Here is an 11,669-nt window from a genome sequence, read left to right as displayed (position 1 = left end):
GAAAAATAAAAAACGTGACATATAGTAGAGCAGAACAAAGAAAAATAAACTAAAAGCTTATTTTATTCTTCGGACGGGCTTTGTGCGCCATTTTGGAATAGTAATGATGATAAAAACATAAAATTACTTTGACAGATAGAGTAATTATTGTTAACATTACTCTATCAGATAGAATAATATAATTTAGAAGGTGAATTATGGTTAGAAGTGACATCATACGAGGGCATCTTGACTCAATCATATTAAAACTAATTTCTGAGAAGGATCGATATGGTTATGAAATATCTCAAGAAATTGGACTACGTACAGATAATCGGTTTCAAATTAAGGAAGCTACTTTATACGCAGTTTTTCAACGTTTAGAAAAAAAGGAACTAGTGGAAGCTTATTTTGGTGATATTACACACGGTGGAAAAAGAAAATATTACAAGATTACTACATTAGGTAAAGCATATTTAAGTGAACTAGTGAAAGAATGGCAGGAAGTCAAAGAAATTATCGATTTATTTATGGAGGAGATACGATGAGAAAAATTAGAAATCATATTGAAGAACTATTTAAAGATGTTCCAAAAACGGAACAGTCAGAAATAGTGAAACAAGAAATCATTCAAAATCTAGAAGAAAAAGTCATGTATTTAATGGAAAATGGCAAAGAAGAAGAAGATGCTATAAATAAAGCAATCGTTGAATTTGGAGACATTGACGAATTAAAGAAAGAACTTGGTGTAAAGAAACCAGATCGAAAAAAAGGTAACTTTGCAAAGCTAAATTTAGCCTATTCAATATGGGGAAGTGGCTTACTAATCGCTTTCTTCTTATTTATTAATTTTTACTACACACCAAAGACAATTTGGTTTGTCTACCCAACGTTTGGACTATTATGGTGGCCACTTTCTATGTACTTCTACTGGCAACGAAAAAAGTGAGGTGAATAAATAGTGAAAAATTATCTTGGTTTCGCAACAGCTGGATGCATTATGACTATGCTCTTTTTCATGATCGTAAATTTTGTTACATCACCTGGTACAGTTTGGTTCATTTACCCATGTTTTTTCATTTTATTTTGGCCCGTTAGCCTATATTTCATTGGGAAAAGATCGTTAAAACAATTCTCAGTTTTCGGCAGTATTGTACTTCTTGCATTTTTGCTAACAGAAAACTTAATTCATTCACCTGATTATCTTTGGTTTTTTTATTCCGCTTTGCCAATTATAAGTTGGCCTATCTTCTTGCATTTAGGTAAGAAAGCTAGAACATTATCGATCGCACTTATTGGTAGTATCATAACAATTGCTTATTATGGCTTATTAAATTTGATCGCATCTCCTGAATATCCGTGGGTGATTTATCCAGCATTTGCGATTATTTGGTGGCCGCTATCAGTTTATTATGCAAAACTCAAAGCGTTTGTCGCATTTTCTTTTACGGCTAGCATTTTTATTAGTATTTTCTTTATTATTGTAAATATCATTTCTACTCCTAATACAATTTGGGCAGTATATCCAATTTTTGCAGTCATTTGGTGGCCGCTGAGCATGTATTTTTATGGATATAAAAAGAAGCAAATATAGAGAATAATTGTACGTTTAGCTTAGTGGACTTCAAATTAGAAGTCCTTTTTATTTTTCCTTTATTGACCCAGGTACTCTAATGGTACACTTTCAAATAAATAATAAAGGATTAAGATCATCATTTCCTCTGAGCATCTAGCCATTTCGTTGTGACTTCAATTATTTTATCTTGTTGTTGTTTCGCTGTAATTGTAGCTTTTTTATCTCCTTTTTGTTTTCCATACATCCCAAATTGAGCATGGTTACCACCTAGCACCTCATACATAGTAGCATCCTGTGATAATAAATGTTTAGTTTCTTTAATTTTTGACATTGTAGATAAGCCATCATGTTCCGCATATAGCGATAGCATAGGTAAATTCGAATTAGAAAAGTCATTAGAATTCCCTGGATACGATCCTAGAAAGATGATCCCCTCTATCTTTTTCGGATTCTTATAGGCATAAGCAGCTGCAGAAGCTCCGCCAAGGGAGTGCCCACTAATATACCATTTCTTTATAGAAGAATAACTTTTCATTACTTGCTCAGCCTTATCCACATCAAAAATTGCAAAATTAAACTTAACACTTGGAATAATAACCGTATATCCATCATTTGCTAGTCCTTTTGCAAAATAACTGTAAGCTTCGGGCTCAACTTTAGCTCCAGGATATAAAATGATTCCAGTTTCTTTATTCACTTTAGGTTTAAAAACTTCCCAATGGTGTTTATTATCAGTATTCACATTGCCAACTAATGAATACAACTCCTTTGATGGACTATACGTCTGTTGAGACCAAATATAAAATCCTCCAAATGCAAGTAATAGTATCACAACAATACTAATAACGCTGTACTTTATTATTCTTTTCATCAAACTGCACCCACTTTAATTTAAGATTTCGAGATAATCGGTAATATGAAATTAAAATTTATATTCCAGATACCGAACTTTAAAGTAATTTTAGTTTGATTAATAAAATTCAAATTAATACATAGCAATTAAGAATGCCAAAATCATATATTGTGAAATTAAGCCACTCTACCGTACTACGGGCTACTATACACTACATAAAAAGGATCCTGTGCCTTTTAAATATAAAGATAATAAATAATAATGCAAAAGACGTTAACACCAATGCAAGTAAATTAATAAATTTATTTGTTCTATGCTTAAATATCTTAAATAAAAATTCATAGATTCCAATCCCGAATAAACCGCCAAGGGTATTGGCCAGTATATCAGTAATATCACTTATACCGATTGCTAAAACATACTGTATAACCTCAAATGCCAGAGTTAAACCAAAAAACGAAAGTAGTTTCTTCTTAAAAGACCAATTACTTTTCAACATACATATATAAATACCAAACGGCACAAAAATCCTTATATTGTTATACACCTCAGAAAAGACAGACCCATTAAGTGGAATCAAATTAATTACACGCACCCTAGTTATTTGATCAAAGGAAAACTGCAACTTAAATAGGACTAACCAATTAAGTGCTAATAAATAGATTATGAATAACACGAATGTCAATTTTTTATTTCCCAAAATTTCTCCCCCAGTTCTTGCTGTTATCATGTAGTTAGGTCATATTTTTTAAATAACTACTTTATTAATGTAGCAAACCTAACTTAAAGGATAGTGGAAACAAATTAAAGAAAGAGTGGGGTAAATCTTAAATTTTTCTTAAATTCACAGCGATGTCGTATTAGATAAGAGATCAACAATCTAAATTAACAGAGATTTTATATTTAATAATATAAAAAAGCGACTCTTCAAAAGAATCGCTTTTCAAAAATTATTCTGCTTCAGAAACTAACGTAAAACGTTCATTTAAATGCTGAGGATTTTCAATTTCATCCACTAATGCAATTGCATAGTCGGCATAGCTTACGTAACTATCACCTTTTTTATTTACAATAAAATTGTCTTTTCCTTTTTGATAAGTCCCAGTTCTTTTTCCGTTTGGATCGAAAAATGCTGCTGGACTAATAAACGTCCAATTTACATCCGTTGTTTTTTGTAAATCTTGAAGACCTTTTGTCATTTTTGATGCAGTTGCATAATATTCCTTTGGAAACTCAGGAGTGTCAACTAGCTGGATCTTTTGTTCTTCATCAACAAATAAACTTCCTGCACCACCAACAACTACTAATCTAGTTTCAGCATTTTTTAAAGCATTAATTAAAACATTTCCAGCTTCCAGATAAAGATGTTCTTGACCATTAGCTGCTTTAAATGCATTAACGACAACGTCAAATTGCTTTAAGTCTGCTGAATTTAAATCAAATAAATCCTTTTCTAAAACAGATATTGTTTTATTAGTTAGTTTAGAAGCATCTCTTACGATTGCTGTTACCTCGTGACCTCTTTCAACAGCTTCCTTCAAAATAAGACTTCCTGCTTTCCCTGTAGCTCCAATAATACCAATCTTCATCATTTTTTCCTCCTAAAGGTTTAATTATTTATTTGGATTAAAATCCAGATTCATTACTCACTCGTTGTAACATGAATAGTTACAACTATTTCAAAAAAATAAAACTTCTTATAGATGTAACTGTTTTAGTTACATCATTTATAAAAAAAATTGAATATTGTTATCCAATTTTTTTACTTAATACTGTAACCAATTCTTCCATTGTAACATCATCCAGTATTTTTTCCATTGCTTCTTGTGCGCGATTTAATATTAATTCTAGCACTGCCTGGATATTTGCACCGACTGGACAGTTCGGATTCGGTTTCTCATGAAATTGAAAAAGTTCACCTTCTTCAACTACTTCAACTGCTCGATAAACATCTAGAAGAGTTATCTCACTTAAAGACTTTTGAAGTGTAGCTCCACCTGTTCCTCGTCGAACTTGAATTAAGCCAGCATTCTTAAGTTTTCCCATCACTCTCCTTATTACGACTGGATTTGTATTCACACTTTCTGCAATCCATTCAGAAGTACAAAGTGTGCTATTTTCAATCGTAACAAGAGATAAAACATGGACAGCAACGGTAAAACGACTACTGATTTTCATAGGATTCAACCTCCGATGTAACCATTATAGTTACAACCATAAAAAAATGTCAACAATATTTATTTTACACAATCCGATTGGTGTTTATATTTTTATATAAAATAACCTTTATTACTCCTAAAAGATAAGCAATTTATAATACTTATTTTAAATAAATGGTATGTTTTATTTTTTTACTAAAATTAAAACATTAGATCGAAAACTGGGATTAATAAAACTATAAATAAAAGAAGCTATAAGTAGTTTATAGCTTCCTTTCCTATTTTAAGAGTAATTTTATGTTGAAATGGCTGCCAAGTTTGAGCTCATTAATATTACATTAGTCCATATAAAGCTATGCCACCAAAAATAATAATGATAATACCTGATAGACGATTAATTAGTGTTAAAGATTGATTATTAATTCGATTTCTAAATAATCCTACACCACTACTTAAAATGATCCACCATAAACTTGATCCACTAAAAACGCCTAATACTAAAATAATAGAAGTTCCAATATTACTAGCTGAATTCGAAATACCTAAACCCGCAAAAATGGCAATAAATGATAAAATTGTCATTGGGTTTGTTAGCGTTAAAAATAAAACCGATAGAAATGCATTTATCATATTTTTCTTTTGTGTATCAGATTGTGTATAGCTAGCTTTTGAAATAAGTGTTTTTACACCTAAATAACATAGAAAAAAACCACCAATTAATTGAATCCAAACATGCTGACCAATTAAAAAATTCATAATGACCGTTAAACCAAAGCCTGCGATAAGTCCATAAATACCATCTGCAGTTGCTGCCCCAAGTCCAGAAACTAAACCAACCATTCTTCCATGAGCCAGTGTTCTACGTATACATAGCACTCCAATTGGGCCTACAGGTGCAGCAATTGATAAGCCGATTAATAATCCTTTAATGTAAATTTCAAAATTCATATTAACCTCCTACTCAATCGAAAATTTATGCTTTTGCAAGGGTAGTCGAAAAGTTTCTTTCGTTGTATCCATTACAATTGTTGTTTTTGTTCTTACTTCTTACTACGCCTTTTAACCCTTTTATCTCATGACTAATTACTCGATCTAAGTCCTTCGTATTTCTACTTCTTATTTTTAGTAAATAATCATCTTCACCTGCAATATGGTGGCATTCCTGTACTTCCTCTAATTGATTAACAAGCTCTAAAAATGGTGCTCTATTTTCAGGTCGTTCAAGCGAGACAGCTACAAATGCTGTTAATTCGCTACCGACTTTTTCTGAATCGATTAATACACCAAATCCTTTGATTACACCTTGTTCAACTAATCGGTTTACACGCTCAGCAGTAGCTGGTGCTGATAAACCAACCTCACTAGCTAAATCCGCCCACTTCATTCTAGAATTATCCATTAAGTGATTAATTATCTTCAAATCATAAGTATCCATATATTAAAACCTTCTTTTTGTAAGTTTTATTTAATTTTACTTATTTTTTGAAAGTTAATCAATGTTTTTCAATAAATACCTTCTAATTTTCGACCTAAAAAAAACATATTTGTTTACTTGCACTAATAAGATGAAAAAGGTAGACAATCTTGATTGAAGGAGGCTCCATTTTATGAAAAGAGACCCGTTTGAATATCGGAGGAGAATAAGAGAAAGAGAATCTAATGAAGAAGCAGAAAAAGTGTCAAACGAAGAGGAAGAATTAAAACGGTCAGAAGAAAAACCTCAAACACATGTACATGAATTTGTAGCTAGCACTAAATTAGCAGAAGAAAATGACGATCGGCATAACCATCGATTTGCTGGAGTCACAAGTGAAGTCATTCCCAAAGGTCGACACAGCCATGTACACCGCATTGTAGTAAATACAGATTTTCTAGATCATCATCACGAGGTTATTATTGAAACTGGTCCTCCTATACCTGTAGGAAATGGTAAGCATGTTCACTTTGTTAAAGGCATGACAACGATTAATGATGATCATGAACATGATCTTGAATTTGCAACTTTAATAGATCGACCATTGGTTTAGTGCAACTTTAAAATTCAACTTATGTATAGTGCATATACATAACTTTTATTTAGAATAAATTATGGACCTTCTTAGAAGGTCCTTTCAGTATGCTTTCTATTTACAGGTAAATATGGACTCATGTATCCTTCAACCCGTCAGTATTCATTAACACAATCCTCCAACCGTCCGGGTCCTCAAATGTGATACTTTTGCCAAGCCAATAAGAATTCTCAGGTTCAACGTCGAAGTATCCCAAGTTATTTAATCGCGATTTAACTAGGTTAATTTCAGCTTGATCTGGCATATAAAATACTAAAAGATTATCCTTAGTTGGAGCAGGACATGGACTTCCATCAATGTGTTGAGTAAACTCTAGATGGTATTCAACATTCGGTAAACCAAACATGATTCCATCATAACCATCGTGATTTTGGAATCCTCCTACGCATTTTAGGCCAAGCCCTTCACCATAAAACTTGTTTATTTCAGCTAGCTGATCGGTAGGTCTTGCAATTCTAAATTGAACCCAGTTTCTCATTGTCATCACCTTTATCCTTTAATAGTTTGATGCTGCCCATTCTTCGTTTAGTTTTTTAGATAATTGTGTGTAAAGCTTCAATTCTTGAATTAATCCGTCTACTAAATAAGAAATATTTTCTCCCAATCCTGTCCCTTCTGAGACAAAATCCGATGGGTCGATGACAACTTGTTTCGATAATATATTTGCATATAAAGCTCTTAAAACGATTCTCATGTTATTAAGCGCATTAATTCCACCTTTTCCACCACCGGATACAGCCATTATTGAAACTGGTTTATCTTTAAAGTGCTTACTCCCTAAAAAGTCAAAGGCATTTTTTAATGCTCCACTCATTCCACCATGATATTCTGGTGTTGCAACGATTATTGCATCAGCATTTTCTAATTGTGATCTTAATTTTTGGATATTCACAATTTCATTTTGCTCTTCTTGTCCATTGTAAATAGGTAATACTAGTTCACTTAAATCAATTGTTTTTAAATTGTATTTTTTTGAAATAATTGAAGTTAATTTACCTGTACGTCCTTCCTTTCTTGGACTTCCATTTATCATTATAATATTCATATTTTCCACTCCTTAGATTTGTACTTTTAGTATAGTCAATGAATAAAGTGGATACTTCAGTCGTATGATAGAACTTTTCTACACGTTTAGTTGTATATATAAATAAAAAAAATCTACAACTAAAGTTGTAGATTTCAGACCGAGAGATGCTCGCTTATTGTATTGTCTTGTTTGAATCGATCTTGCTGCATTTTTTGATAAACTTTTATATTTTGATAAACTATCTCAAGCAATTTAGCATTTATATCCTTTTTCTTGGCAAGCTCTAATAAATACCCTTGCAAATGATCCCCCTCAACCTGGGAACCCTTTTCCATATCGCGCTGCAAAGAAGATTTCATATCATACCCAAGAGCATCAATTGATCGCATATGCTCATCGACAATATTTTCAGCTATCGGGGCACCGTAAGCAATCATAATATTAGTACATTCTTCAAATAATTCTCGGATAGTGGCTCTATCACCTTCACTTTCCCTTATCGGACCAATTGGGGCACGCATAAGAGATGTAACGCCAGACATTACCGTAATAAATAAATATTTATGCCACATATCACGCTCAATCTGTTTACTTTGGATGAAATCAGCTTTTGAACCATTAAATACTTCGGCAATTCTTCTTATACGGTCAGTTTCCTTTCCAAGAAATTCTCCAAATACAAGTCTAGCGGCTTTACTTGTTTGAACAACTTCACCAGCTTCATTTAGAGTTGTTTCAATAAAACATAAACCGCCAATCACCTGATCTTCACCGAAGGCCAGTTTTAATGGATTTAAATGAGCAATTCCGTTTAGAAGAGGTATGATAGCAGTCTGATTACCTACGAACGGTTTTACATCTTTAATTGCGTTTTCCAAATGATATGACTTAGTTGAAAAAAGAATGATATCAAAAATCTCGGCCGGATCCTCAGTAGTAATTAGATTTGGTTGAAATGAAAAATCGCTGTGTAAACTACGGATGATCAAACCGTTTTCCTCAAGCTGTTTTTTTCGATTAGCTCGTACTAAAAAAGTAACGTCTTCTCCTTTTTCTACTAAGCGTCCTCCGAAATAGCCGCCAACTCCTCCAGCTCCCAATACAAGAATTCGCATCAAAAACACCCTCTCTATCCAAATTTAAAACTCAAATGGTTGAACAATCGTTTATTTTGAAATTCCGTTTCGAATTGCATAAAGAGCTAGTTGCGTACGATCTTGAAGCTGCGTCTTAGCCAATATATTCGAAACGTGGGTTTTCACTGTTTTTTCAGTAATAAATAGTGATGCCGCAATTTCTTTATTACTCTTACCACTTGTAATCTCCTTCAAAACATCCATTTCTCGTTTAGTTAATTTATCTTGAAATGATTGTTCCTGTTTTGCTTCAGACTTACCAGTAAGCACAGAAACTAATTGCGTTGTCACCTTAGAGTGAAATTGTTTTTCCCCATCATAAATTTTTCGAATAGCCGAAACAAGCTCGTCTGGGTCACTATCCTTTAAATAATATCCAGCTGCACCGGCTTCAATAGCAGGTAAAATATGATCTTGATCATAAAAACTAGTTAAAATCATTACCTTTACAGCTAAGCCTTCATTGTGAATACGTGTTGTTGCTTCAATCCCATCTAGAACTGGCATCGCTAAATCCATGATTACAATATCTGGTTTTAACTCTTTTATTAAGTTTAATGCCTCTTCTCCGTTTGACGCTTCACCAATGACCTCAAGACCATCCTGTGTATTTAAAAAGAAAATTAGTCCTCTCCTAACTACATGATGATCATCAGCAATTAATATTTTAATAGACATAAAATTCTCCTTCTTAAAAAGGGATCCTCGTCGTAATTTTTGTTCCCTTGTTCAAATCACTTTCAACTAAGAACGATCCCTTTATCGATTCGACTCTTTCCTTCATGCTCTTCAATCCTAATGTTGGAATTTGTACATCCTTTGGGCAGATAAAACCTACACCTTCATCTCGAATCGTCATTTTTACTTTCTTTGTACTAATTGATAACTGTAAAAATACTGCATTTTGACCTGAATGTTTTCTACAATTATTAAAGGCTTCCTGACCGACACGCCATAATGTTTCTTCTATTTTAGATGGCAATATTGTTGTACCTTTTACATGACTGTTTACAGTCAATCCTAGCATTTCACCATAATTAATTAGCGCGCTAACGATTCCTTTTTCGATTCCTTGTGGCCTAAGTTGCCAAATTAGAGCTTTCATTTCTGCTTGTGCTTCTTGGGCAATTTGTTGGATCTGATTAAATGTATCTTTTAACTTAGTACTCTCCGAAACATTTGCACCAGCTTTTGCAGTTACATTAATAGAAAACAATAATTGGCTAACTGAGTCATGCAAGTCCTTCGCAAGTCGGTTTCTTTCTTGAATCAACTCAAATTCTTTTACCTGTTCAGTTAATTGAATTCGTTTAATTGCTGTTCCAATTTGCAGTGCGACTGCTCCTAGTAAATTCAACTCTTCTCGGTCAAAATTTAATTTATTAGAAGCCGCAACATTTAATAAGCCAAACGATTCTTCGCCTGCTTGTAGTGGTACGGTCGCATGATGTGTGACACCATTCGTTTCTCCCCAATTATGAATTAATGAATCCTCTAATCTTTTACATTCCATTATGTTAGATGCTTTATTAAGTCTGCCTGTATTATATTTATTTACACACCAACAATCGCCATTACACATTGGTTTAGCTTCTTCGTTCATAAGAGCTGGGGGTAACTCATGTGATGCAACTAATTCATAATCTCCATTATTATCTATTAAAAAAATCCACCCTGTATCTAGGCCCGTTACTTGAATTAATTTGGCTAAGGCGCAATTTAGGGTACTGTATAAATCAGTACCCTCATTTAATATTTCTGCTATTTCCTTTAATACTTGTAGCTCTAAAAGAAATGATTCTTTTTTCATGCTTATGCTAATTCCTTCATACGTCGATCAAGTTGTTCAAGCACCATTGGCCATGCTTGCTCATGCTGATCTCTCGATAGTTCATCTGAGAACCCTGCATGCGTTAACTTAACAACTGCTTCTCCACTCTCATTTGTAGAAAATTCCACTGTAACAACAGTTTCTGTTTTTGATCCTGAAGTAAACCATGTAATCTCAACAAGTTGATTGCGTTCAAGCTTTAAAAAACGACCATAATGAGGATGACGCTTATCTTCAAACTGTGTTTCAAAGAAAAATACAGAATTAACCTCTGCCTTCATAATGACCGAATCCGGCGCAGCAAACCAATCACCGAATCGTTCTGTCCACGCTTCATACAATACTTCTATCGAACTATCCATCACTCGCTCTACTGTTAAACTATATGGTTTACTCGATAAATCTGGATAACTAATAATGGTCATATTAATACCTCCAAAATATTTTAAAGTTATTCATTTTCGTTAATAATTGCAAGTACTTGATGGTCTTCCCATTTTCCATTTATTCGGACATTTTTCTTAGCAATACCCTCTTTATGGAAGCCTGACTTTTCCAGCACTCTAATTGAACCAATGTTATGCGGCATTACTCCCGCTTCGATGCGATGTAATTTTAATTCATTAAACGCATATTCAACAACCAACTTTACAGCTTCTGTTGTAAAGCCTTTTCCATTTTGATCCTCATCTAAAGAATAACCAACAAAACAACTTTGTAAATCTCCTCTTAAAACCTCTGCTAGCATCGTAAATCCTATGAAAGCATTCGTTTCATTTAAAAAGATTCCAAATCCATAATACACATCATTGTCACTTTTCTCTTTATAGGATTTAATACGATCGACTTGAGCTTCTAAAGTATAGAAACTTTCATCTTTTATATATGTAAATGGTTTAAAAAACTCTCTATTTCTAACTTCGTACGCCAAAAATTCCTCAGCATCAGAAACTTCTAATTGTCTTATATGTATATTATTACCAACTAACTTCATCATTTCCACTACTCCCCCTGTCATTACTGCTTTTTAGTGATTCCC

Annotated in this window: 17 protein-coding genes; 4 read left to right on the top strand and 13 right to left on the bottom strand. The window is 33.2% G+C overall.

From position 1 onward, the window contains the following. Positions 1-197 precede the first annotated feature (197 nt). The 3 genes from CN601_RS18020 to CN601_RS18010 are packed head-to-tail and all read left to right on the top strand — an operon-like array spanning position 198 to position 1,573. Positions 198-527: a PadR family transcriptional regulator gene (locus CN601_RS18020; RefSeq protein ID WP_098118741.1), complete on the top strand. Its 330-nt coding sequence runs from the start codon at positions 198-200 to the stop codon at positions 525-527. Then, on the top strand, positions 524-928 hold the full coding sequence (locus CN601_RS18015; RefSeq protein WP_098118742.1) for a permease prefix domain 1-containing protein: 405 nt from the start codon (positions 524-526) through the stop codon (positions 926-928). The genes CN601_RS18020 and CN601_RS18015 overlap by 4 nt, the downstream gene beginning before the upstream one ends. Positions 929-940: 12 nt before the next feature. Beyond that, positions 941-1,573, top strand: a complete 633-nt coding sequence (locus tag CN601_RS18010; RefSeq protein WP_098171846.1) for a hypothetical protein — start codon at positions 941-943, stop codon at positions 1,571-1,573. 118 nt (positions 1,574-1,691) lie between these two features. Here CN601_RS18010 and CN601_RS18005 read toward each other — a convergent pair whose 3' ends face one another. From CN601_RS18005 to CN601_RS17980, 6 genes are all read right to left on the bottom strand, one after another. Next, the gene (locus CN601_RS18005) at positions 1,692-2,426 is read right to left on the bottom strand and encodes an alpha/beta fold hydrolase (RefSeq protein ID WP_098171845.1); all 735 of its coding nucleotides are present in this window, start codon (positions 2,424-2,426) and stop codon (positions 1,692-1,694) included. Positions 2,427-2,619: 193 nt separating this feature from the next. Continuing rightward, a complete protein-coding gene (locus CN601_RS18000) occupies positions 2,620-3,138 on the bottom strand; it encodes a VanZ family protein (RefSeq protein WP_098171844.1) in 519 nt (172 codons plus the stop codon). Positions 3,139-3,358: 220 nt separating this feature from the next. Then, a complete protein-coding gene (locus tag CN601_RS17995; protein ID WP_098118746.1) occupies positions 3,359-3,997 on the bottom strand; it encodes an NAD(P)-dependent oxidoreductase in 639 nt (212 codons plus the stop codon). Positions 3,998-4,157: 160 nt separating this feature from the next. After that, complete coding sequence (locus CN601_RS17990) at positions 4,158-4,586, bottom strand: Rrf2 family transcriptional regulator (protein ID WP_098171843.1); 429 nt, start codon at positions 4,584-4,586, stop codon at positions 4,158-4,160. 314 nt (positions 4,587-4,900) lie between these two features. Next, on the bottom strand, positions 4,901-5,515 hold the full coding sequence (locus CN601_RS17985) for a LysE family translocator (RefSeq protein ID WP_098171842.1): 615 nt from the start codon (positions 5,513-5,515) through the stop codon (positions 4,901-4,903). 25 nt (positions 5,516-5,540) lie between these two features. Further along, the gene (locus tag CN601_RS17980) at positions 5,541-6,002 is read right to left on the bottom strand and encodes an Lrp/AsnC family transcriptional regulator (RefSeq protein WP_257131737.1); all 462 of its coding nucleotides are present in this window, start codon (positions 6,000-6,002) and stop codon (positions 5,541-5,543) included. A gap of 172 nt (positions 6,003-6,174) precedes the next feature. Here CN601_RS17980 and CN601_RS17975 point away from each other — a divergent pair, with 172 nt between their 5' ends. Further along, entirely contained in the window at positions 6,175-6,594 is a 420-nt protein-coding gene (locus CN601_RS17975) for a YmaF family protein (RefSeq protein WP_098171841.1), read from the top strand. Positions 6,595-6,712: 118 nt separating this feature from the next. Here CN601_RS17975 and CN601_RS17970 read toward each other — a convergent pair whose 3' ends face one another. The 7 genes from CN601_RS17970 to CN601_RS17940 all read right to left on the bottom strand — a co-directional run bounded on the left by CN601_RS17970 (position 6,713) and on the right by CN601_RS17940 (position 11,627). Continuing rightward, positions 6,713-7,114 (bottom strand): VOC family protein, encoded by a 402-nt coding sequence (locus CN601_RS17970; RefSeq protein ID WP_098171840.1) that lies wholly within the window; start codon positions 7,112-7,114, stop codon positions 6,713-6,715. Between the two features lie 18 nt (positions 7,115-7,132). Next, positions 7,133-7,681 carry an NADPH-dependent FMN reductase gene (locus tag CN601_RS17965; RefSeq protein WP_098171839.1) on the bottom strand — a complete coding sequence of 183 codons (549 nt, stop codon included), beginning with the start codon at positions 7,679-7,681 and terminating at the stop codon, positions 7,133-7,135. Positions 7,682-7,815: 134 nt separating this feature from the next. After that, positions 7,816-8,778, bottom strand: a complete 963-nt coding sequence (gene panE / locus CN601_RS17960; protein WP_098171838.1) for a 2-dehydropantoate 2-reductase — start codon at positions 8,776-8,778, stop codon at positions 7,816-7,818. A 51-nt stretch (positions 8,779-8,829) separates the two neighbouring features. Beyond that, positions 8,830-9,477: a response regulator transcription factor gene (locus tag CN601_RS17955; RefSeq protein ID WP_098171837.1), complete on the bottom strand. Its 648-nt coding sequence runs from the start codon at positions 9,475-9,477 to the stop codon at positions 8,830-8,832. Positions 9,478-9,490: 13 nt separating this feature from the next. After that, entirely contained in the window at positions 9,491-10,609 is a 1,119-nt protein-coding gene (locus CN601_RS17950; RefSeq protein ID WP_098171836.1) for a GAF domain-containing sensor histidine kinase, read from the bottom strand. A 2-nt stretch (positions 10,610-10,611) separates the two neighbouring features. Further along, entirely contained in the window at positions 10,612-11,055 is a 444-nt protein-coding gene (locus CN601_RS17945; RefSeq protein ID WP_098118756.1) for an SRPBCC family protein, read from the bottom strand. Between the two features lie 26 nt (positions 11,056-11,081). Next, positions 11,082-11,627 carry a GNAT family N-acetyltransferase gene (locus CN601_RS17940; protein ID WP_216853925.1) on the bottom strand — a complete coding sequence of 182 codons (546 nt, stop codon included), beginning with the start codon at positions 11,625-11,627 and terminating at the stop codon, positions 11,082-11,084. Positions 11,628-11,669 lie beyond the last annotated feature (42 nt).

This window comes from Bacillus sp. AFS017336 (assembly GCF_002555445.1).
GTDB lineage: Bacteria > Bacillota > Bacilli > Bacillales > Bacillaceae_G > Gottfriedia.
Note: the sequence above shows the minus strand (reverse complement) of the source record. Positions and strands in the feature narration are given on the sequence as shown.

Coding starts and splice junctions, on each gene's coding strand:
- CN601_RS18020 (WP_098118741.1), top strand. CDS start 198: ATGGTTAGAAGTGACATCATACGAGGGCATCTTGACTCAATCATATTA.
- CN601_RS18015 (WP_098118742.1), top strand. CDS start 524: ATGAGAAAAATTAGAAATCATATTGAAGAACTATTTAAAGATGTTCCA.
- CN601_RS18005 (WP_098171845.1), bottom strand. CDS start 2,426: ATGAAAAGAATAATAAAGTACAGCGTTATTAGTATTGTTGTGATACTA.
- CN601_RS18000 (WP_098171844.1), bottom strand. CDS start 3,138: ATGATAACAGCAAGAACTGGGGGAGAAATTTTGGGAAATAAAAAATTG.
- CN601_RS17995 (WP_098118746.1), bottom strand. CDS start 3,997: ATGAAGATTGGTATTATTGGAGCTACAGGGAAAGCAGGAAGTCTTATT.
- CN601_RS17990 (WP_098171843.1), bottom strand. CDS start 4,586: ATGAAAATCAGTAGTCGTTTTACCGTTGCTGTCCATGTTTTATCTCTT.
- CN601_RS17985 (WP_098171842.1), bottom strand. CDS start 5,515: ATGAATTTTGAAATTTACATTAAAGGATTATTAATCGGCTTATCAATT.
- CN601_RS17980 (WP_257131737.1), bottom strand. CDS start 6,002: ATGGATACTTATGATTTGAAGATAATTAATCACTTAATGGATAATTCT.
- CN601_RS17975 (WP_098171841.1), top strand. CDS start 6,175: ATGAAAAGAGACCCGTTTGAATATCGGAGGAGAATAAGAGAAAGAGAA.
- CN601_RS17970 (WP_098171840.1), bottom strand. CDS start 7,114: ATGAGAAACTGGGTTCAATTTAGAATTGCAAGACCTACCGATCAGCTA.
- CN601_RS17965 (WP_098171839.1), bottom strand. CDS start 7,681: ATGAATATTATAATGATAAATGGAAGTCCAAGAAAGGAAGGACGTACA.
- panE (WP_098171838.1), bottom strand. CDS start 8,778: ATGCGAATTCTTGTATTGGGAGCTGGAGGAGTTGGCGGCTATTTCGGA.
- CN601_RS17955 (WP_098171837.1), bottom strand. CDS start 9,477: ATGTCTATTAAAATATTAATTGCTGATGATCATCATGTAGTTAGGAGA.
- CN601_RS17950 (WP_098171836.1), bottom strand. CDS start 10,609: ATGAAAAAAGAATCATTTCTTTTAGAGCTACAAGTATTAAAGGAAATA.
- CN601_RS17945 (WP_098118756.1), bottom strand. CDS start 11,055: ATGACCATTATTAGTTATCCAGATTTATCGAGTAAACCATATAGTTTA.
- CN601_RS17940 (WP_216853925.1), bottom strand. CDS start 11,627: ATGATGAAGTTAGTTGGTAATAATATACATATAAGACAATTAGAAGTT.